This is a genomic window from Pseudomonas sp. NPDC087614, from assembly GCF_044743485.1.
Taxonomy (GTDB): Bacteria; Pseudomonadota; Gammaproteobacteria; order Pseudomonadales; family Pseudomonadaceae; genus Aquipseudomonas; species Aquipseudomonas baetica_A.
This window is the reverse complement of the sequence record NZ_JBIUWN010000073.1, coordinates 7,060-27,941: the sequence shown is the minus strand read 5'-3', so window position 1 is coordinate 27,941 and position 20,882 is coordinate 7,060. Positions and strand designations below refer to the sequence as shown.

Below are 20,882 nucleotides of genomic sequence, written 5' to 3'. Positions count from 1 at the left end.
GGAACGCCCGCACCTGTCCTTAAAATACAAAACGCCCGATGCAGTGCATCGGGCGTTGGGGTGAAACAGGTGTAAACCTATTTCAGGACTAGACACGCTGTCTTTGAACCTTGCACAAATCCCCTGTGGGAGCGGCGGCGGGTCAGGCGGCTTGTGAATAGAAATCGAGAACGCTCACGCCTGTCAGCAAATCCGTCTCCGGCAAATCCGCATGCTGATGCCCGCCGAGGGCGCAATACACCAGCCAGTGGCGATCCTGAACATTGAAGGCAAGGCTGCCGACGAGACTTTGCTGATCGTCGTAGGGGGTGATGAGGTACAGGCGATCCTGGTTTTCAGCGTGAAGCATGACGTGTTCCGTGTCGGTTTCGAGGCGCGCATGGTGGTGCATCCACATGACGAAGCCGTGACACAGGACAGCCATCGGTCGATTGATGCGTTATTTGTCGTAAAGGGGAGGCGTCGAAGGTATGTTTCGGTAAAATCCGCGCCGCGGTCGTCGCGCCTGGCGCCTGCCACACCGATTAAGTTTGAGGGTCTGTGATGTCGCTGCACTTGATGACGCTGTTTACCGCCCATCCCGCCAAATTGATCAATCTGCTGGCACTGTTGCTCGCGTTTCCGGGCAGTTGGTTGCTGCACGCGACCCGCCGCCGTGAACAGCGCGCCATGGCCAGTATCGCGGCCCAGCGTCAGGCTCAGCCCAATGCCGAACCGATTCTGGATTGGGCAACGCTGCGCATGAACCGGTTTTTCTATCGCTTTGGCTTTGCCTGCCTGGGCCTGGCGCTGCTCATTTCGTGGATCAGCACGCGCTACTGATGATTTCAGGCATAAAAAACGGCGCACGAGGGCGCCGTTTCTGTATCTGGCCGACGCCGCTTACAGCGCTAACCCAGCCTTGACCCGGTACTGATTGCGCACCGGCGTTGCATATTGCAGCACCAGATACGGGCGATGCTCTTCAGGGCAAGCATCCAGTCGGCTCTGCCACTCTTCTTGCGCCTTGGCCAATTCATCGGCCGGGAATACCTCCGCAGCCTTCGGCACGTTCAATTGTGGATCAGCGTCCGCCCACTGCGCATAGGCCAGGTAATGCACCGGGAACAGGCGGTAGCCGCCCAGAATCTGCTTGTCCATCTCGATCGCCAATTGCTTGGTGTCTTCGAAGCACTCGGTGATTGGCGCGGCAAAGTTCACATGCACCCGGCCCTTGTAGCCGGTGATGCCCTTGGCGATGCTCACGTCATCTTCGCCCGGCACTTTGGCGTAGGTGCCGGTGGTGGCGCGGATGTACAGCTCGCGGGCCTTGGCCTGGTCGCAGGGGTCGTATTCGTAGCTGATCGACACCGGGGTGACGTTCAGGGACTGAATCACTTCGCCGAACGGTTCGTCCTTGCGGCTCATGTGGAACATTTTGAGGATCGCCGACTCGGTGCGGTCGTCGCCATCCTTCGCCCGGCCTTCGGCCTGCGCGATCCAGATCGAGGCGCAGTCGTTGCGGATCGAGTGGTTGATGTAGGCCGACAGCAACTGGTACGCGGCCATTTTCTCGCGGCGCCCGGTGATCGAACGGTGAACGATAAAACTCTTGTTCAGGCGCATCAGATCGCTGACGAACGGCTTTTGCAAAAGGTTGTCGCCGATGGCGATACGCGGGGTCGGCAGGCTGGCGTGGTACACGGCATAGTTGACGAAGGCCGGGTCCATCACGATGTCGCGGTGGTTGGCGATGAACAGATAGGCACTGCCTGACTTGAATTGCTCGACACCGGTATAGGTCACGCCATCGGTGGCGCGCTCGATGGTGTGGTCGACGTAGAACTCGACTTTATCTTGTAAGGTAGCTACCGAGTTGACGCCGGCGAACTCACGACGCAGCCGATGGGCTATAAGGGGTTTGAGCATCCAGCCGAAAGGACCGGCAAAACGCGGGAAGCGGAAGTGGGTGAGGATATCTAGAAACGCCTTGTCGCCGAGCAGTCTTGCCAGTACCGCAGGTACTTCGCTGTCGTCGTAAGGTCGGATGGCATCGAATTCGCCCATCATGCTCTCTTGTTGGAAACGGCTAGGGTAAGTAAAGGTTTTGATCGAAAACCCGCGGGGCACGGTCTGAAAAGGTAGCCAGACAAAAATAGCCCTTCAAATAGACCGGCGATTATACGCACAAGTCACTTGGGAGACCGCGATGCTGGAAACCGCTGAGTATGAATGTCCGTATTGTGGTGAAGAGGTCGAGACGACGCTGGATCTGTCTGGCGGCGACCAGACCTACATCGAGGACTGTCAGGTGTGTTGTCGGCCGATCACATTCGTATTGCAGGTTCACGAAGAAGAATGGCACCTGGAAGTCTTCAGCGAAAACGAGTGAGGGGCGCCCATGCAGCGAATCTACGAACCGGAGAGCCTGATGGAAGGCGAAATGCTCAAAGGCATGCTCGCCAGCGAAGGTATTGAAGCGCACCTGGTGGGCCGGGATCTGCTCGGCGGCACGGGTGAATTGCCGATTTTTGGACTGCTGGGGCTTTCGGTGGATAACGATCAGGCCGAGTACGCCCGCGAACTGATCACCGCGTACAATGCCGCGCTGCCGCTGCCCGGCGATGAACCGGAGAGCTTCCCCGGGACGCTGGTCTGTTAGGCTGACGTTCGTTTTACTTCTGAGTCGTGTTGCCCCATGTGTGGACGTTATGCCCTGTTTCGCTGGAACCGCGACTTCGCGGCGCTGCCTGGTTTTCCCGCCGATCAACAGGCGCAGTGGAACATTTCCCCCAATGATTCGGTGTTGATGCTGCGCGCCGAGGCCGACGGCCAGCGCACGCTGGCCCGGGCCCGATGGGGGCTGACGCCGCCGTGGTTGACCGATTTGTCGAAAACACCGGCGCATGCCCGGGCAGAAACAGTGGCCGAACAGCCGATGTTTCGCGAGGCACTGCGCCTGCGTCGCTGCCTGCTGCCGGCCAACGGCTTTTACGAGTGGCGGGGTACCCAACGCAAACGCCCGTACTGGCTGACGCCGGGGGAGGGCTCTTCGCTGTTTTTTGCGGCGATCTGGGAGGCATATCCGGTGCAGGAACAGGTGTGGCTGAGCACGGCGGTGATCACTCAGCCGGCGGCCAGTCAGCGCCGGCCGTTGATTCTCGATGAGGCGGGGCAGGCCGCTTGGCTCAATCCCGAAACACCGTTGCATGTGTTGCAGGGTTTGCTGGCCAGTGAGCCTGCCGCGCTGCGCGAGCGGGTGCTGGCGAATCTGATCAATGATCCGAAGCTCAATGGGCCGGAGTGTCTGACCCCGGGGTAGTGCGTTGACGGCATTGACGCCTTGGCGCGCAAGCCCGCGCCCACCATTGGAATTCACTCCAGGGTGGTAGCGGGCTTGCTCGACAAGGCGCCTTTGGATCAGACCTTGAACTGATTGATCAACCGCCGCTGCTGCTCCGCCAGTTTGGTCAGGTCGGCACTGGCCGAACTCGACTCATCCGCGCCGCCCGCCACTTCATTGGCCACCTGGCCAATATTGATCACGTTGCGGTTGATGTCATCGGCCACCGCGCTCTGCTCCTCGGCCGCACTGGCAATCTGCGTATTCATGTCGTTGATCACCGACACCGCCTGGGTAATCGTCTCCAGCGCCTCGGCCGCTTTCGAGGCGTGCTGCACGCTTTCGTCGGTGCGGTTCTGGCTGTCTTCCATGACCCGCACCACATCGCGGGTGCCCTGTTGCAGTTGCTGGATCATGGTCTGGATTTCTTCGGTGGCTTTCTGGGTTTTCTGCGCCAGATTGCGTACCTCGTCCGCCACCACCGCAAAGCCGCGACCTTGTTCGCCGGCACGCGCCGCTTCGATCGCCGCGTTCAGCGCCAACAGGTTGGTCTGTTCGGCGATCCCGCGAATCGCGGTGAGGATCGCGTTGATGTTCTCGCTGTCCTTGGCCAGGGTTTGCACCACACCCACAGCCTTGCCGATTTCCACCGCCAGCACGCCAATCGAATGGGAGGTATCGCGGACAATCTGCATGCCCTGGCTGGCGGCTTGATCGGCATGGCTCGCTGCTTGCGCCGCTTGGGTCGCGTTGCGCGCCACATCTTGCGCGGTGGCGGTCATTTCCTGCACGGCGGTGGCGACCTGATCGATCTCGGCCATTTGTTTCTGGATGCCGATGTTGGTGCGAATCGCGATGTCGGCGGTGTGTTCCGACGAGTCGCTGACGCTCTGCACCGACGTCACCACTTGGGTAATCATCGCCTGCAACTTGCTCAGGAAGGTGTTGAAACCCTTGGCAATCGAACCCAATTCGTCGCTGCGATCACTGCTCAAGCGACGGGTCAGATCACCTTCACCCTGGGCAATGTCATCCAGCATCGCGACCATCTGCTTGAGTGGCCGGGCAATGCCGTGGCCCACCAGCCAGATCACCAGCAGGCCGACGCCAGCGATGATCAGACCGACCATGGCCATGCCGAAGGTGTCGGACTTGCGCTGGGCATCGAGGTCGCCCTGCAGTTTTTGCAGATCAGCCATCACCGCGTTGATCGGCAGTTGCAGCATCAACGTCCAGCGTGCGTCAGTCTGGCCAATGCCGAACGGCAAGTACAATTCGATGCGCCCCTTGTCCTTATTGACGGAGTAGGTGACTTCGCCGCGCTTGAGGTTGGCCATGCTGGCAATCTGTTCGGCGTCGAGAATGTCGCTGACCTTTTCGCCGAATTTGCTCGGATCCTTGGTGTAGGCGACGATCCGGCCATTGCTGCCGATCAGGGCCATTTCTCCGGCGCCGCTGAAGAGTTTCTGATTGGCGCCCAGGAGCATTTCCTGGATGAAGTTCACCGACAGGTCGGCGCCGACGATGCCCTGGAATGCGCCGTTGAGCATGATCGGTTCGATAAAGGAGGCGAGCATGACGATCTTGTCGCCGACCTTGTAGGGTGCAGGATCGATCACGCAGGATTTTTTGCGCTCTTTCGAACACAGGTAGTACTCGCTGGCGCGCACGCCGGTGGAGAGGACTTTCTGGTCGTCGACGTCCACCAGTTTGTCCAGGCCCAGGGTGCCGTCGTCGTTGCGGAACCACCATGGCAGGAAGCGCCCGTTGGCTGCGTCGATACCGACGACGCGGGTGCCGACGTAGGCTGCGTCATTGTGGTCCAGTGCGTTTTTTTCCCACGCGATGTAGGTGCCGAGAATCTTCGGGTTCTTTTCGACGTTCTCTTTGATCAGGCTGATCAACTGTTCACGGCTGACGCTCAGGCGTGGCTGGCCATCGGCGCCGGGCGTGCCGAGCAAGGCGTTGACCCGCACCAGTCCGCCGGCAATCAGCAACGGCGCTTCGAGTTCGCGCTGAATCTGGCTGACCTGGGTTTGTGCCAGTGAGGTCAGTCGCTGTTCGATGACTTGTTCAAACTGGGCCTGAGTGCGTTGCTGCACCATTTCCTGAGTGCGGGCGCCAGAGAACAGCGCGTACAGCACCAGCGCGGCAACCACGCTGAGTACGATAGCGCCGGCCAGGGCGGCGACGGAAAACTGGATCGACTTGAACTTCATGGGAGCTCCGCACGCAAGAGGATGTCTGCGGTGATGTATCGGCAGCGGGCAATGAGCCATGAATGGTGCAAGGCGCAATTGGGTGGGGATGTCGCAAATGGATGCGTGCGCGACGCAGTTGTCGGGGGCTTGCGGTCGCTGTGAATTTTTTACGACAGTGCGGGCGGGAAATATCTGAAAGCCGCTGCAATACGTCTGTTGTCTCTGGCGCCGATACCATTACCCGCCTACGATACGCGCACGTTTTCAGGGAGCTTTTGAATGAACAAGACATTGGTTGTAAGTGCACTGAGCGCAGCGCTGTTGCTGGCCGGTTGTCAGTCGGTCAACACCACCAGCGGCGGAGCCGTAGGGGTGGAGCGCAAGCAGTACATGTTCAGCATGCTGTCCTCGCAAGAGGTCGACCAGATGTATGCCCAGTCGTATCAGAAAACCGTCGGCGAGGCGTCGAGCAAAGGCGTGCTGGACAAAACCAGTCCTGAGGCCAAGCGCGTTCAGGCGATTGCCAACCGTTTGATCGCACAGGCGCCAAACTTCCGCCCGGATGCCGCGCAGTGGCAATGGGAAGTCAATCTGATCAAGAGCGATGAGCTCAACGCCAACTGCGGCCCCGGCGGCAAGATCATCTTCTACACCGGGCTGATCGACAGCCTGAAACTCACCGACGATGAGATCGCCGCGGTCATGGGCCATGAAATTGCCCACGCCCTGCGCGAGCACGGTCGTGAAGCGATGTCCAAGGCCTATGGCGTTGAAATGGCCAAACAGGGCGCGGGCGCACTGTTTGGTCTGGGGCAGGACAGCCTGGCGCTGGCCGACACCGTGGCCAACTACGGCATGACCTTGCCCAACAGCCGAGCCAACGAAAACGAAGCCGACCTGATTGGTCTGGAACTGGCCGCTCGCGCCGGTTACAACCCGAACGCGGCGATCACCTTGTGGAACAAGATGAGCAAGGCTTCGGAAGGTTCTCCACCGGAGTTCATGAGCACTCACCCGGCGTCGAGCAGCCGTATTGCCTCGTTGCAGGCGGCGATTCCGAAGGTCATGCCGCTGTACGAGAAAGCGCCGAAGTCCTGATGGTTTTGCAGCGAGGCTGATTGCCCCTTCGCGAGCAAGCCCGCTCTCACTTTGGAATGCACTCCATAGTGGGGGCTGGTTTGCTCGCGAAGAACGCTGACAGGGTCTATCGACTTACGCCGTCAAACCCAGCCACTGCTTTGCATCGCCTTGTACACCGCAACGACTGCCAAAATCAGGAATGCCGAAGCCGCCAATCGACGGATCAATGTCAGTGGCAGTTTTTCCGCCGCAAAATTACCGGCCAATACCACCGGCACGTTGGCAATCAACATGCCCAGGGTGGTGCCGATAATCACCAGCCAAAGCTCCGGATATTGCGCAGCCAGCATGACGGTGGCGATCTGGGTCTTGTCTCCGATTTCCGCGAGGAAGAACGCAATCAGCGTCGTGAGGAACGGCCCGAATTTGCGTGCCGTGCTCGCTTCATCGTCGTCCATTTTGTCCGGGACCAGCGTCCACAACGCCGTGGCCGTAAAGCTGGCGGCGAGAATCCAGTGCAGTACCGAATCGGAGAAAAAGCTGCCGAACCAGGCACCGACCGCACCGGCTGCTGCGTGGTTGGCCAGCGTTGCGGCGACGATACCGGCAATGATCGGCCAGGGTTTGCGGAAGCGAGCGGCGAGAATCAGCGCGAGCAGTTGCGTCTTGTCGCCGATTTCGGCCAAGGCAACGATTGCGGTGGGAACGAGTAACGAGTCCAGCATCAGGATTTCCTAAGGGGCGGGTCGACACGGCTATGACACGTACGGCCGGCCCGCGCCGGGTTAGGTGTTCGTGTCATAGGTCTTGTCAAACCCTGCTATCCGTCTGGTGCGGACGCTTGGGTCGCATACGCCATGATCTGAGGATCAAGTATGTTGACGTATGCCGGACGAGCTTGGCGCTCGTGGGAGACTACTCCCCTAGGACGGAGCGGATTCTGCCTAGGCAGAACCCATTCGGCAAGTGCTAATTTTCAGCCGCGCTTGGCCCGGTAAATCCGGAATCCGTTGCCCTCGGCCTTGATCGCACACACGCCCAGATGCTCTTCGATCAGTGGCTGATACTTCAGGAAACTGTTCGCCACCAAGCGCAGTTCGCCACCGTTTTTCAGATGTTTGGCCGCTTTTCGCAGCAAGTTCTCGGTGGCGAAATAATCGGTGTGCACGCCGACATGGAACGGCGGGTTGCTCAGAATAGCGCTCAAACCCATTGGTGCCGCATCGATTCCGTCACCGGTCAGCACCTCGCCTTCCAGGCCATTGGCCGCCAAGGTCAGACGACTGCTGGCCGCAGCAAACGCATCGACGTCCAGCAACGTGACCTGGTTGTGCGGGTAACGACGTTTGACCGCTGCCCCCAACACCCCCGCGCCACAACCGAAGTCGAGCAGATGACCGCTCGGCAGTTTGTCCAGATGTTCCAGCAGCAGGGCACTGCCGCGATCCAGTCGGCCGTGGCTGAACACGCCGGGCAGGCTGATGACTTTCAACGGGCCTTCAGCCAGCGGCAATTCGTAAGTCTGCGCCAGGCTTTCCAGCGATTTTGCTTCTGGCGCATTGGCCACGGTCACTTGCCACAGTTGGCAATGCCGGGCGCTGTCGAGTTTGCGCGGCTTGCCGAACGGGTTGAGTTGCTTGGACGCACCTTCGATGCCGCTGCGTTTTTCCCCGACCAGAAACACCTCACGCCCCGGCAGACGTGCGGCCACAGCGTTGAGGATGTAATCGGTCAGGTCTTTGGATTTGGGCAGAAACACCACGGCGCTGTCGAATTCGCGCTCCGGGATATTCACGCCAAAGTGGCTGCGGCCTTCGAAGCGAGCGTCGAGCGCGGCTTGATCGCCGGCGTGCCAGCACCAGCCAAAGGCGTTGGGCAGACGTGCGAGCAAATCGTCTGCAGGCAATCCGGCCAGCAATAGCGAGCCCTGGAATAACTCGGCCTGACGAAGCAGTACTTCACTGCGCGGATCCATAACTGCTCCTCAAAAAAAAGTGCCGCAGTTTATCAACTGACGACCCGCAGCGCCTTAGCGCTGAAAAACGCCTGAGCGTTTTCAGTCAATTGACCCACGATACGTTGCCGGGCCTCGCGACTGCCCCAAGCGTTGTGCGGCGTGACGATCAGGCGCGGGATGTCGGCGGCCAGCAGTGGATTGCCCTGGGTGGGCGGCTCGACGCTGAGCACATCGGTAGCGGCGCCGCCGAGATGGCCATTGCGCAAGGCGTCGGCCAAGGCCTGTTCGTCGATCAGTCCGCCACGGGCGGTATTGACCACGAACGCGCCGGGCTTCATCGACGCCAGTTCGCGAGCACCGATGAAGTGGCGAGTGTGTTCGTTGAGCGGGCAGTGCAGGGTCAGCGCGTCGATCTGCGGCAGCAATTGATCCAGTGGCAGACGATCCGGCCGGGCCGGGCGGCCGGGGATTTGCCCCAGCAGCACGCGCATGCCGAAGGCTTCAGCCAACCGGGCAACGGCACCGCCGAGTTCGCCATGCCCAAGCAGGCCGAGGGTTTTGCCTTCCAGTTCGACAATCGGGTAGTCCAGCAGACAGAACTGTTTTGCTTGCTGCCAGCGACCTTCGCCCACCGCTTGCTGGTAATCGGCCAAGCGCGTGGCGAGATTGAGCAGCAGCATGATCGTGTGCTGCGCCACCGATGGCGTGCCGTAACCCTGGCAGTTGCACACGGTGATGCCGTGAGCACGGGCGGCGGCCAGATCAACGTTATTGGTGCCGGTGGCGGTGATCAGGATCAGTTTCAGTTCCGGGCTGGCGGCCATCGCTGCGTCGTCGATCAGGATCTTGTTGGTTATGGCCACGGTGGCACCTTGCAGGCGTTCGGCGACGTGTTCAGGCAGGGTCTGGGTGAACAGTTGCAAGTCAGTGAAGCAGGCGCGCAAAGGGCTGAGGTCAAGATCGCCGAGATCCAGCGAAGGGTGATCGAGGAATACGGCGCGGCGCGAGTTAGTCATCAACTGTACCTTTTGTGCGGTGAACGGAAGGCGTAATCTGCCGAGCCTATCAGATGAAACAAAACGTTACGCCTGGCCTAAAGGAGCCCCCATGTACTGGACCGAGTTCTTGACCGTTGCACTGATCCACTTGCTGGCCGTCGCCAGCCCCGGCCCGGACTTTGCCGTGGTGGTGCGCGAGAGCGTGACCCACGGTCGCCGCGCCGGCACATGGACGGCGCTGGGTGTGGGCACGGCGATTTTTCTGCACGTTGGCTATTCGTTGCTCGGCATCGGCCTGATCGTGTCGCAGTCGATCGTGTTGTTCAACGCGTTGAAATGGGCGGCGGCGGCTTATTTGCTGTACATCGGCTTCAAGGCCCTGCGCGCGCAACCGGCGAAAACCGTCAGCGATGATCTGCACAAAGAAGCCGGTGAGCGCACCGCACGCGGCGCGTTCACTTCAGGCTTTGTGACTAACGGCCTGAACCCGAAAGCCACGCTGTTTTTCCTGTCACTGTTCACTGTGGTGATCAACCCGCATACGCCGCTGTCGGTGCAGGCCGGTTACGGGGTTTACCTGGCCGTCGCGACCGCCACCTGGTTCTGCCTTGTCGCGATGCTGTTCAGCCAACAGCGCGTGCGCGCCGGTTTCGCCCGCATGGGCCACTGGTTCGACCGCACCATGGGCGCGGTGCTGATCGCTATCGGCGTGAAGCTGGCGTTCACCGAGATGCACTAGGCGATGGATAACCGGCAAATGCTGGCGCAAAGCTAGCATTTGTACGGCTGTGCAAATCATTCCTTTGGCTGATTTGGCTGGCGTATAAGGGTTTTAGAGTACAAATCTCTACGCCAACACCGTGCAGTCAGAAAAGGGATTCTTATGTTGCAGACTCGCGTCATTCCCCCGGCCGATGGGGCCTACCAGTATCCATTGCTGATCAAGCGGCTGCTGATGTCCGGCGCCCGTTACGAGAAAACCCGCGAGATCGTCTACCGAGACCAGTTGCGCTACAGCTATCCGACCCTGATCGAGCGTGTGGCGCGGCTGGCCAATGTGCTGACGGCGGCGGGCGTCAAGGCCGGTGACACCGTGGCGGTGATGGACTGGGACAGCCATCGTTATCTGGAATGCATGTTTGCCGTGCCGATGATCGGCGCGGTGATCCACACGATCAACGTGCGTCTGTCGCCTGAACAGATCCTCTACACCATGAACCACGCCGAGGACCGCTTTGTGCTGGTCAACAGCGAGTTTGCAGGTCTCTATCAGGCCATCGCGCCGCAACTGACCACCGTCGAGAAAACCCTGCTGCTCACCGATCTGCCGGAAAAAACCGCCGAGTTGCCGAATCTGGTTGGCGAGTACGAACAACTGCTGGCCGCCGCGAGCCCGCAGTACGACTTCCAGGATTTCGACGAAAATTCGGTTGCCACCACGTTCTACACGACCGGCACCACCGGCAACCCGAAAGGCGTGTATTTCACCCATCGGCAACTGGTGCTGCACACCATGGGTGTGTCGACGATCATGGGCTGCATCGACAGCGTGCGCCTGCTCGGCACCAGCGACGTGTACATGCCGATCACCCCGATGTTCCACGTACACGCCTGGGGCCTGCCGTATGTGGCGACCATGCTCGGGCTCAAACAGGTTTACCCGGGGCGTTACGATCCGGAGTTTCTGGTGGAGTTGTGGCGCAAGGAGAAGGTCACGTTCTCCCACTGCGTGCCGACGATCCTGCAAATGTTGCTCAATGCCAAGGGCGCGCAAGGCACCGATTTCGGTGGCTGGAAAATCGTCATTGGCGGCAGCGCACTCAATCGCACCTTGTACGAAACCGCCAAGGCGCGCGGCATTCAGCTCACGGCGGCGTACGGCATGTCGGAAACCGGGCCGCTGGTTTCCTGCGCACATCTCAATGATGAGCTGATGGCCGGCACCGAGGATGAGCGCACCACGTATCGGATCAAGGCCGGTGTACCGGGGCCGTTGGTGGAAGCCGCGATCATCGACGCCGAGGGCAATTTCCTCCCGGCCGACGGTGAGACTCAAGGCGAACTGGTATTGCGCGCGCCATGGCTGACCGAAGGCTATTTCAACGAGCCGCAGAAGGGCGCTGAGCTCTGGGCCGGCGGCTGGCTGCACACCGGTGACGTGGCGACGCTCGACAGCATGGGCGTGATCGACATCCGTGACCGCATCAAGGACGTGATCAAGACCGGTGGCGAATGGATTTCCTCGCTGGACCTCGAAGACCTGATCAGCCGCCATGTCGCGGTACGCGAAGTAGCAGTGGTGGGCATCGCTGATCCGCAGTGGGGGGAGCGTCCGTTTGCCCTGCTGGTGATCCGTGAAGGGCACGAGATCGGGGCGCGTGAGCTCAAGGAACACCTCAAGCCGTTTGTGGAGTTGGGACACCTGAGCAAGTGGGCGATTCCGAGCCAGATTGCCCTTGTTACCGAAATTCCCAAGACCAGCGTTGGCAAGCTCGACAAGAAGCGCATCCGCCTCGACATCACCCAATGGCAGGCCAACAACAGTACCTTCCTTTCGACACTTTGAGTGTCCGCCGGCGCGCCGAAAACGGCGCGCCAGGCCCCCCAAGCAAGCGCTTGGCTTGTGAAATCGAAAAAATCAGCCATCCTTGCCGTGCCGACATGTGTCGGACTGGCAAAAGGACTGTTCCAGAGTGGCCGGCAGCTGCAAATCACACTTTAGAGGGATCAAGCTCTACAACCTGCTGGCTATAGTCCACTCAAGGATTTTTAAGAACGGGGCACACGCACAAAACGGGGCGATGCATCTTTGGAGTGATTTCGGTCAGCCTTTGGCAGCCGGTCCTTCAGGCGTTTTTAAAAGTACTCACTGCCATAACAATAATGCACATGGAGTAGCGTCGATGACCTCAGTAAACCAGTTCTGGCGCCGGGCGAAACTGCCTCTGGCGGTCAGTCTTGCCTCTTCGCTCGCCGGGCCCGCATTCGGCGTCAGTTTCAACGTCGGTGAAATCGAAGGCCAGTTCGATTCGTCCCTGTCGATCGGTGCCAGTTGGTCTACTCAGCAGCCGAACAAGAACCTCATCGGCGTCAACAACGGCGGTCACGGCCTGTCCCAGACATCTGACGACGGTCACGCCAACTTCAAGAGCGGTGAGACGTTCTCGAAGATCTTCAAGGGTATCCATGACCTCGAACTGAAATACGGCGACACCGGTGTGTTCGTTCGTGGCAAATACTGGTACGACTTCGAACTCAAGGATGAAAGCCGCCAGTTCAAGGACATCAGCGACAACAACCGCAAGGAGGGCGCCAAATCCTCGGGCGGGCAGATTCTCGATGCCTTCGTCTACCACAACTACTCCATCGCCGATGAGCCAGGCTCCGTGCGTCTGGGCAAGCAGGTCGTAAGCTGGGGTGAAAGTACCTTCATCGGCGGCGGTATCAACTCGATCAACCCGATCGACGTGTCTGCATTCCGTCGTCCGGGCGCCGAGATCAAGGAAGGCCTGATCCCGGTCAACATGTTCTACGTGTCTCAGAGCCTGACCGAAAACCTGTCGGCCGAAGCCTTCTATCAGTTGGAATGGGACCAGACCGTCGTCGACAACTGCGGCACCTTCTTCGCTCAGCCGGACATCATAGCCGACGGTTGCACCGACAACCTGCGGGTTTTGAACAAGCGCTCGCAGATTCCGGGCATTGCCTTGGGGCCTTTGGCGGCCAACGGGGTCAATGTCAACGAAGAGGGGGTTCTGGTGCGCCGTGGCGCCGACCGCGATGCCCGTGACAGCGGTCAGTGGGGCGCGTCGTTCCGCTACATGTACGAGCCGCTGGACACCGAATTCGGTGCCTATTTCATGAACTACCACAGCCGTGCACCGATCTTCAGCGCCACGGGCGCGCCACAATCGGTCTATAACGGCGTGGCGGCACTACCCGCGGCATTTCGGGCGCTGGGGCCGCTGTTGGTCGCGGGTAACTCGAAGTACTTTGTCGAATACCCTGAAGACATCCGTCTCTACGGCTTGAGTTTCTCCACCACCCTGCCTACCGGTACGGCGTGGAGCGGTGAAATCAGCTACCGGCCGAACGCGCCGGTACAACTGAACTCCACCGATATCCTGTTCGCCGGTGTCCGTCCGCTGGGCGGCCCGTACAGCAATGCGTCGCTGCTAAACGGTGTACCGGGCCAGGATCTGCATGGTTACGAGCGCAAGGAAATCACCCAACTGCAAACCACGTTCACGCACTTCTTCGATCAGGTGATGGGCGCCAGCCGTCTGACCCTGGTGGGTGAGGTGGGCATGACTTACGTGGGCGGTCTGGAAAGCAAGTCCGACAAGCGTTATGGCCGTGACCCGGTCTACGGCCCGGGCGAACTGCCAGCCACCGGTGGCGTCGACACCTGCGCCAACATTCTCAACAACGGCACCATCAACGGTGCGGGGCCAGGTTCGCCGCAGAACAACCGCAGCCGTAATTGCACCAACGAAGGTTTCACCACTGCCGCGTCCTGGGGCTACCGCGGTCGCGCCATCTGGGAATACAACGATGTATTCGCTGGCGTGAACCTCAAGCCGAACGTGGCTTGGTCTCATGACGTCAGCGGCTACTCGCCAGGCCCTGGCGGTAACTTCGAGGAAGGTCGCAAAGCCGTCAGCCTGGGCGTCGATGCCGAGTACCAGAACACCTACACCGCGAGCCTGGCGTACACCAACTTCTTCGACGGCAAGTACACCACGGTGGATGACCGCGATTTCGTAGCGCTCAGCTTCGGCGTGAACTTCTAAGCACTGCATTTCAGGACGAACGAATTTATGAAAATAACAAAGAGTCTGTTCCATGCCAGCGTTCTGGGCCTGTCGCTGCTGGCGACCGGTGTCATGGCCGCGGTGCCTGCTGCCGAAGCCGACAAACTGGGCAAGAGTCTGACCCCGATGGGCGCCGAAATGGCCGGTAATGCCGACGGTTCGATTCCTGCCTGGAAACCGATGCCCAAGAATGCGGGCACCGTCGACAGCAAGGGGTTCCTGTCTGACCCGTATGCAAGTGAGAAACCGCTGTTCACCATCACTGCGCAGAACGTGGATCAATACAAGGACAAGCTCGCCCCGGGCCAGTACGCGATGTTCAAGCGCTACCCGGATAGCTTCAAGATGCCGGTTTACCCGTCCCATCGCGGTGCTACCGTGCCGGATGACGTGTTTGCCGCGATCAAGAAAAACGCCACCAATACCAATCTGGTGTCCGGCGGCAACGGGCTGGAGAACTTCGAAACGGCCGTACCGTTCCCGATCCCGAAAAGCGGCGTGGAAGTCATCTGGAACCACATCACCCGCTATCGCGGCGGCAGCGTGACCCGTCTGGTGACCCAGGCGACGCCACAGCCGAACGGCTCGTTCAGCCTGGTGTACTTCCAGGACCAGTTCGTGTTCCGCGACAAGATGAAGGACTACGATCCGAAGAACCCGGGCAACATCCTCTTCTACTTCAAGCAGAAAGTGACCGCGCCGGCGCGTCTGGCCGGTGGTGTGCTGCTGGTGCACGAAACCCTCGACCAAGTGAAAGAGCCACGTTCGGCGTGGGTCTACAACGCCGGTCAGCGTCGTGTGCGTCGCGCGCCACAAGTGTCCTATGACGGTCCGGGTACTGCGGCGGATGGTCTGCGTACCTCCGACAACCTCGATATGTACAACGGTGCGCCGGATCGCTACGACTGGAAACTCGAAGGCAAGAAAGAGATGTACATCGCCTCCGACAGCTACAAGCTCGACGATCCGAAACTGAAATACACCGACATCATCAAGGCTGGCCACATCAACCAGGATCTGGCGCGTTACGAGTTGCGTCGCGTCTGGCACGTAGTGGCGACCCTCAAGGAAGGTCAGCGCCACATCTACGCCAAGCGTGACTTCTACATCGATGAAGACACCTGGCAAGCAGCCGTCATCGACCACTACGACGGTCGTGGACAACTGTGGCGCGTAGCCGAGGCGCATGCCGAGAACTACTACGACAAGCAAGTGCCGTGGTACGCGCTGGAAACGCTCTACGACCTGCAATCCGGCCGCTATCTGGCGCTGGGCATGAAGAACGAAGAGAAGCAGGCCTATGACTTCGGCTTCACCGCCACCACCAGCGACTTCACCCCTGCCGCTTTGCGCCAGGAGGGTGTTCGCTAAACCGTTGTAAAGCGAGGCCGCATCCTCGTGAAAACGCCCCGACCGGTTCGGGGCGTTTTTTTGTCTGTAGCTTTTTTGTAGCCATTTGTAGCAGCAACCTTCATAACCGGTTCGTTTAAGGCTAGTCTGCGGACATCTGCAACGCCGCCAACTGCAATTCGAACAAGAGCCGGCCATGACTGATCTGTCCCCACTTCCGGGTCCCGCAAGCGTTGCTGTCGCGGCACTGGCCGGGCGTTTTTTTCGCCCGCCGCTGCCTGATGGCTATGTGTTGCGACCACGCCTTTGCGAGCGCCTGCAAGCGGGGCTCGGTGGACGGCTGTTGCTGGTCAGCGCTCCCGCCGGGTTCGGCAAAAGCTCGTTGGCGGTGGAGTTCTGCCAGAGCCTGCCTGCGCACTGGCAAAGCCTGTGGCTGGGTTTGAGCCCTCGCGACAGTGACCCTGGGCGGTTTCTCGAGCGCCTGCTCGAAGGCTTGCAGGATTATTTTCCGCAATTGGGCAGTCGCGCACTCGGCCTGCTGAAAATGCGTCAACGCCATCAGCCCTTCGCCTTCGAAGAGTGGCTCGACGGTCTGCTCGATGAGCTGGCATTGCACCTCGATCCGCTGAGCCCATTGCTGTTGGTGCTCGACGATTACCATCTCGCCCAAGGTCCGGTCCTGGACCGTTGCCTGCAGTTTTTCCTCAATCACTTGCCCGACGGCTTGCTGGTGATGGTCACCAGTCGGCAGCGCCCGGACTGGCATCTGGCGCGCTTGCGCCTGTCCCGGCAATTGCTTGAACTGCATGAGCAGGATCTGCGCCTGACCCACGACGAAGCCCTGACGTTACTTGATCGCCACAGCACTTCACTGCGCGGCGAAGCCTTGGAGAATCTGATCCTGCGCAGTGAAGGCTGGGTGGCGGGATTGCGTTTCTGGCTACTGGCGGTGTCCGAAGCCGGTGGCGATGCCGCTTTGCCTCAGGCACTGAACGGCGGGGAAGGGCTGATCCGCGACTATCTGCTTGAAGAAGTCATCGATTGTCTGCCCACCGAAGTGCAGGCGTTTCTCTACGACACTGCCCCGCAGGAACGCTTTTGCAGCGAACTCTGCGATGCGGTGCGTGAAGCCCATGACAGTGCCGAGATCCTGCGTTTCCTGCTGGCGCATCAGGTGTTTCTGGTACCGCTGGACGAACACGGGCACTGGTATCGCTATCATCATCTGTTTTCCGATTTGTTGCGCAGCCGGCCGATTGCCCAGGCGATGGTGCCGACCGCCACGCTGCACCTGCGTGCCTGTCGCTGGTTCAATGCCCAGGGCCTGCTCGACGAAGCGGTGGAACAGGCCTTGCGCGCCGGTCACCTCGATGTGGCGGCGAATCTGGTACAGAACCTTTCAGAAGAACAACTGCTGGCCGAGCAAAACGTCGGCATGCTGCTGCGCTGGAAAATGGACTTGCCTGATAGCCTGCTGATCAGCACGCCGCGCTTGATCGTCCTTTATAGCTGGGCGCTTGGGCTGGCCTGTCAGCTCGACGCGGCCGAAGAGTTGTCCAGCCACTTGAGTCGTTTCCTGCCGGCCCCGTCCGCCACGGCGCAAAAGTCGATGCTGGCGCAATGGCTGGCGTTGAGCGGAATCATTGCCCGTGGCCGCGGCCATCGTGAGTTAACCCTCAGGTATTGCACCGAAGCGCTGGAGAGCCTGCCGGCCAAGCGTTATGGCCAACGGCTGATGTGTTTGTCGACCTTGTCCAATCTGGCAATCGCTGACGGCGACCTGTGGCGTGCCCGTGGCCTGAACCGCGAATCCCTTGAGCTGGCGCAACGCGTCGGCAATCCCCTCTTCGAAGCCTTGGCGCATTACGACCGCGCCCGCGTGTTGCAGGCGCGCGGCGAAATCCTGCGGGCACTGGATGAAGTGCATCAGGGCCTGGAACGCCTGCGTGGCCTGTCACCGCAACGCTTGTACGCGGTGCGCGCACGGCTGACGCTGTACGAAGGTTTTCTGCTGGCGATGCGCTTGCAGCCACAGGCCGCGCGCGCGCGGTTACTGGCTGGTATTGGCGAGGCGCGCGCCTGTCGTGATATCAGCGTGTTGATCGGTCACTGCGTGATTGCACGCCTGGACGGCGCGAGCGGCGAATTCGCCAAAGCCTTTGCCGAACTCGCCGAAGCCGAACGCCTGATGCACATCTGGGACGTACCGCCCATCTACTATCTGGCGATGATCACGCTGGTCAAATGTGAACTCTGGCTGGCGCAGGGTCGTACTGATCTGGCTGAAGCCTGGCTGACGCGACTGGGCCAGACGTACACGGGCGAACGCGCCGCGGCTCCGCCGGAATTTCATCCACAGTTGCCGTTGCATGTTGAGTTGCAACAGGCGCTGCTCGATGTGATTAAAGGGCAGCCGATGCTCGCCGAAGGGCGCTTGAACGTGCTGCATGAAAATGGTCAGCAAACCGGTCGTCAGTTGCTCAGCGTGATGGCGTTGACCCAAAAGGTTGCGTTGCTGCTGGCGGGTGGGCGAGAGCCGGAAGCGCGCAAGGCATTGAATCAGGCGCTGGAAGCGGCGGCGGGGGGCGTGCTGCAGCCGTTCGATAGCTTGGTGAAGGAACACGCGGACTGGCTACGAGGGCATTTGCAGGCCTCTGCGACCTTGCCTGGGCAGCAATTGCTGGAGCATTTTCCGCCTGTAGCGGCTCGTCCAGTCGCCGAGTCCGGCGTTGCGGAACAACTCAGTAGCAGGGAGCTCGCCGTTTTACGCCTGATTGCCCAAGGCTGTTCGAACCAGCAAATCAGCGAGCAATTGTTCATCTCGCTACATACAGTGAAAACCCACGCCAGCCATATCAACAGCAAGTTGGGTGTGGAGCGGCGTACGCAGGCGGTGGCGCGGGCGAAGGAGTTGGGGTTAATGATTTAACGACGGTAAAATCCCGGAACAAACGGTTTCGACCGCTGATGAAAATTTTTCAGGATATCCCCCATGACGGTTTCAACCGCAGTGCTCATCCGCGAAACCTTCCCCGTCGGTCCGCTCCAGTGCAATTGCACCATCATCGGCGACCCAATCACCAAAAAAGCCATCGTTGTCGACCCCGGCGGCAACCCTGACCTGATCATGGCGCGCCTCGACGCGCTGGGCCTCAAGGTCGTCAGCATCATCCACACCCACGCCCATCTCGATCACTTCCTCGCCTCTGGCCAGATGAAGGAGAAAACCGGTGCGACCCTGCACCTGCACAAGGAAGACCAGTTCCTGTGGGACAACCTGGAGATGCAATGCCAGATGTTCGGCGTGCCTTACACCCCCGTACCCTCACCGGATCGCTGGCTGAGTGACGATGAAGAACTCGCCTGCGGCTGCGGCGTGGCGTTGCACACGCCGGGTCATACACCCGGCTCCATGAGCTTTTGGTTTTCCGAGGCTAAGCTGTTAATTGCCGGTGACACGTTGTTTCGTCGCGGCGTAGGGCGCACGGATTTGTGGGGCGGCGATCAGGCGACCATCGTGCGATCGATCAAGCAGCGGCTTTACACACTGGATGAAGACGCGACGGTCGTTACCGGGCATGGTCCGGATACGCGTCTGGGTGATGAAATGCGTGAAAATCCTTTCGTGCGGGCGTAAATAATTTGTAATGGGTGTGCGGCGGAATTTTTACGCATAGTCATGATCAAACGCCCGCAGAGGTTCATTGCCAAACGGCCGCTGCACCATAGAATGCAGAAACGTAGGAGCTCTTCATGTTCACCAAGCGTCGTTTGATTATTGTCGCCACGGCCGTGGCCTTGCTGTCCGGCTGTGCTTCGCCTAACCCCTATGACAATCAGGGCCAGGCCGACGGTGGCTCCCAAGGCATGAGCAAAACCGCCAAGTATGGTGGTCTCGGGGCACTTGCCGGTGCATTGGCCGGTGCGGCCATCGACCACAACAACCGTGGCAAGGGCGCCTTGATCGGTGCAGCGGTAGTGGGGGCTTCGGCGGCCGGTTACGGTTACTACGCTGACAAGCAGGAAGCGAAACTACGCGCCAGCATGGCCAACACTGGCGTTGAGGTGCAGCGTCAGGGCGATCAGATCAAGCTGATCATGCCGGGCAACATCACGTTCGCCACCGATTCGGCGAACATCGCGTCCAGCTTCTACCAACCGCTGAACAATCTGGCCAACTCGCTGAAAGAGTTCAACCAGAACCAGATCGAAATCGTCGGCTACACCGACAGCACCGGCAGCCGCCAGCACAACATGGACCTGTCCCAGCGTCGTGCGCAGAGCGTGGCGACCTATCTGACCTCGCAAGGTGTCAGCGGTGCCAACCTGTCGGCCCGTGGCGCCGGTCCGGATAACCCGATTGCCAGCAACGGTGACGTCAATGGCCGGGCGCAGAACCGTCGGGTTGAAGTCAACCTGAAAGCGATTCCGGGGCAGCAGTATGGTGGTCAGCAGCAGGGCACGGTTCAGCAATATCCGTAACTGATCGCTTGAGTGAAAAAATGCCCGGTCCTGGCTGGTGATCGGGTATTTTTTGTGTGGTCTGTGCCGGCCTCTTCGCGGGCAAGCCCGCGAAGAGGCCGGTGTTGTCACCGCAAAATCAGCAGATACAAAAAAGCCCTCGGACAACAGCATTGTCCGGGGGCTTTTTGTTGGGCGCGAAACCCAATTACTTCTTCAGGCCATATTGCTCATCGAGCATGCCCGGCGAGTTTGGGGTCTTCGGTGCGTAGTCGCGTGGAGGCTCCTGATCGCGCGGTGGCGTCAGGCGTTCGCGCGGTGCCTGCGTCGCATCGGCGTGCAGGGCGGCGATCAGGCGTTGGCGGGTCTGCTCGTCCAGGGCCAGACGGTTGGCACCCTCGGCGAGATGATCCTGCACTTCCTGATAGCTCTGGGTCAGCTTCTTGACCAGCATCGCAGTGCTGTTGAAGTGGGTGACCACTTCGTTTTGATAACTGTCGAAACGCTCCTGGATATCATCCAGTTGACGCTGCGTACGGCTCGGCGCGGCGTTCGGCGCAACGCGCGCGATCAGGAATCCAATGGCGACACCCACAACCAGGGCAAGAGTCGGTAACAACCAAACTAAGAGCGAGTGTTCCACGAGTCCTTCCTCAATAAACGGCGGTGCGGTTCGTTAACGGCTCGACCCTGCGCGGT

The 20,882-nt window shown here is 60.0% G+C and carries 19 protein-coding genes, 1 pseudogene and 1 riboswitch; of the genes and pseudogenes, 12 read left to right on the top strand and 8 right to left on the bottom strand.

Going from position 1 to position 20,882, the window contains the following annotated elements; genetic code table 11:
- Positions 1 to 142 precede the first annotated feature (142 nt).
- On the bottom strand, positions 143 to 349 hold the full coding sequence (locus ACIOWA_RS22350) for a hypothetical protein (protein ID WP_016770662.1): 207 nt from the start codon (positions 347 to 349) through the stop codon (positions 143 to 145).
- Between the two features lie 194 nt (positions 350 to 543).
- Between ACIOWA_RS22350 and ACIOWA_RS22345 the strand changes: the two genes are divergently transcribed.
- On the top strand, positions 544 to 822 hold the full coding sequence (locus ACIOWA_RS22345; RefSeq protein ID WP_221731542.1) for a hypothetical protein: 279 nt from the start codon (positions 544 to 546) through the stop codon (positions 820 to 822).
- 60 nt (positions 823 to 882) lie between these two features.
- Here the strand turns inward: ACIOWA_RS22345 and ACIOWA_RS22340 are convergent, their stop codons facing one another.
- A complete protein-coding gene (locus tag ACIOWA_RS22340) occupies positions 883 to 2,046 on the bottom strand; it encodes a 1-acyl-sn-glycerol-3-phosphate acyltransferase (protein ID WP_401161975.1) in 1,164 nt (387 codons plus the stop codon).
- 142 nt (positions 2,047 to 2,188) lie between these two features.
- On the opposite strand from ACIOWA_RS22340, the gene ACIOWA_RS22335 reads away from it, so the two are divergent.
- Genes ACIOWA_RS22335 through ACIOWA_RS22325 form a run of 3 tightly spaced genes read left to right on the top strand, consistent with a single transcriptional unit; the run spans position 2,189 to position 3,301 of the window.
- Complete coding sequence (locus ACIOWA_RS22335) at positions 2,189 to 2,371, top strand: CPXCG motif-containing cysteine-rich protein (protein WP_401161973.1); 183 nt, start codon at positions 2,189 to 2,191, stop codon at positions 2,369 to 2,371.
- Between the two features lie 9 nt (positions 2,372 to 2,380).
- The gene (locus ACIOWA_RS22330) at positions 2,381 to 2,641 is read left to right on the top strand and encodes a putative signal transducing protein (protein WP_215502366.1); all 261 of its coding nucleotides are present in this window, start codon (positions 2,381 to 2,383) and stop codon (positions 2,639 to 2,641) included.
- A 36-nt stretch (positions 2,642 to 2,677) separates the two neighbouring features.
- Positions 2,678 to 3,301 (top strand): SOS response-associated peptidase, encoded by a 624-nt coding sequence (locus tag ACIOWA_RS22325; protein ID WP_339432179.1) that lies wholly within the window; start codon positions 2,678 to 2,680, stop codon positions 3,299 to 3,301.
- A gap of 98 nt (positions 3,302 to 3,399) precedes the next feature.
- Here the strand turns inward: ACIOWA_RS22325 and ACIOWA_RS22320 are convergent, their stop codons facing one another.
- The gene (locus ACIOWA_RS22320) at positions 3,400 to 4,143 is read right to left on the bottom strand and encodes a methyl-accepting chemotaxis protein (protein ID WP_401138739.1); all 744 of its coding nucleotides are present in this window, start codon (positions 4,141 to 4,143) and stop codon (positions 3,400 to 3,402) included.
- Between the two features lie 111 nt (positions 4,144 to 4,254).
- Positions 4,255 to 4,452, bottom strand: a pseudogene (locus tag ACIOWA_RS22315) (HAMP domain-containing protein); the annotation flags it as partial.
- A 1,350-nt stretch (positions 4,453 to 5,802) separates the two neighbouring features.
- On the opposite strand from ACIOWA_RS22315, the gene ACIOWA_RS22310 reads away from it, so the two are divergent.
- Positions 5,803 to 6,621: a M48 family metallopeptidase gene (locus ACIOWA_RS22310; RefSeq protein ID WP_339432177.1), complete on the top strand. Its 819-nt coding sequence runs from the start codon at positions 5,803 to 5,805 to the stop codon at positions 6,619 to 6,621.
- Between the two features lie 122 nt (positions 6,622 to 6,743).
- Here ACIOWA_RS22310 and ACIOWA_RS22305 read toward each other — a convergent pair whose 3' ends face one another.
- The 3 genes from ACIOWA_RS22305 to ACIOWA_RS22295 all read right to left on the bottom strand — a co-directional run bounded on the left by ACIOWA_RS22305 (position 6,744) and on the right by ACIOWA_RS22295 (position 9,576).
- Positions 6,744 to 7,328 carry a TMEM165/GDT1 family protein gene (locus tag ACIOWA_RS22305; RefSeq protein ID WP_221731535.1) on the bottom strand — a complete coding sequence of 195 codons (585 nt, stop codon included), beginning with the start codon at positions 7,326 to 7,328 and terminating at the stop codon, positions 6,744 to 6,746.
- Positions 7,329 to 7,416: 88 nt separating this feature from the next.
- A riboswitch (yybP-ykoY riboswitch) is annotated at positions 7,417 to 7,539 on the bottom strand.
- A 40-nt stretch (positions 7,540 to 7,579) separates the two neighbouring features.
- Positions 7,580 to 8,578 carry a class I SAM-dependent methyltransferase gene (locus ACIOWA_RS22300; protein WP_221731534.1) on the bottom strand — a complete coding sequence of 333 codons (999 nt, stop codon included), beginning with the start codon at positions 8,576 to 8,578 and terminating at the stop codon, positions 7,580 to 7,582.
- A gap of 32 nt (positions 8,579 to 8,610) precedes the next feature.
- A complete protein-coding gene (locus ACIOWA_RS22295; RefSeq protein WP_339465310.1) occupies positions 8,611 to 9,576 on the bottom strand; it encodes a 2-hydroxyacid dehydrogenase in 966 nt (321 codons plus the stop codon).
- Between the two features lie 91 nt (positions 9,577 to 9,667).
- Between ACIOWA_RS22295 and ACIOWA_RS22290 the strand changes: the two genes are divergently transcribed.
- From ACIOWA_RS22290 to ACIOWA_RS22260, 7 genes are all read left to right on the top strand, one after another.
- A complete protein-coding gene (locus tag ACIOWA_RS22290) occupies positions 9,668 to 10,297 on the top strand; it encodes a LysE family transporter (RefSeq protein ID WP_339432174.1) in 630 nt (209 codons plus the stop codon).
- A 144-nt stretch (positions 10,298 to 10,441) separates the two neighbouring features.
- The gene (locus ACIOWA_RS22285; protein ID WP_339432173.1) at positions 10,442 to 12,124 is read left to right on the top strand and encodes a fatty acid--CoA ligase; all 1,683 of its coding nucleotides are present in this window, start codon (positions 10,442 to 10,444) and stop codon (positions 12,122 to 12,124) included.
- A 337-nt stretch (positions 12,125 to 12,461) separates the two neighbouring features.
- Positions 12,462 to 14,351, top strand: a complete 1,890-nt coding sequence (locus ACIOWA_RS22280) for a DUF1302 domain-containing protein (RefSeq protein ID WP_339432172.1) — start codon at positions 12,462 to 12,464, stop codon at positions 14,349 to 14,351.
- Between the two features lie 27 nt (positions 14,352 to 14,378).
- The gene (locus ACIOWA_RS22275) at positions 14,379 to 15,743 is read left to right on the top strand and encodes a DUF1329 domain-containing protein (RefSeq protein ID WP_339432171.1); all 1,365 of its coding nucleotides are present in this window, start codon (positions 14,379 to 14,381) and stop codon (positions 15,741 to 15,743) included.
- A 175-nt stretch (positions 15,744 to 15,918) separates the two neighbouring features.
- Positions 15,919 to 18,651, top strand: coding sequence for a LuxR C-terminal-related transcriptional regulator (locus tag ACIOWA_RS22270; protein WP_401161969.1), 2,733 nt, complete (start codon positions 15,919 to 15,921; stop codon positions 18,649 to 18,651).
- A gap of 63 nt (positions 18,652 to 18,714) precedes the next feature.
- The gene (locus ACIOWA_RS22265) at positions 18,715 to 19,359 is read left to right on the top strand and encodes an MBL fold metallo-hydrolase (RefSeq protein ID WP_339538784.1); all 645 of its coding nucleotides are present in this window, start codon (positions 18,715 to 18,717) and stop codon (positions 19,357 to 19,359) included.
- A 116-nt stretch (positions 19,360 to 19,475) separates the two neighbouring features.
- Complete coding sequence (locus tag ACIOWA_RS22260; protein ID WP_339432168.1) at positions 19,476 to 20,204, top strand: OmpA family protein; 729 nt, start codon at positions 19,476 to 19,478, stop codon at positions 20,202 to 20,204.
- 187 nt (positions 20,205 to 20,391) lie between these two features.
- Here the strand turns inward: ACIOWA_RS22260 and ACIOWA_RS22255 are convergent, their stop codons facing one another.
- Entirely contained in the window at positions 20,392 to 20,826 is a 435-nt protein-coding gene (locus ACIOWA_RS22255) for a ZapG family protein (RefSeq protein WP_339432167.1), read from the bottom strand.
- Positions 20,827 to 20,882 lie beyond the last annotated feature (56 nt).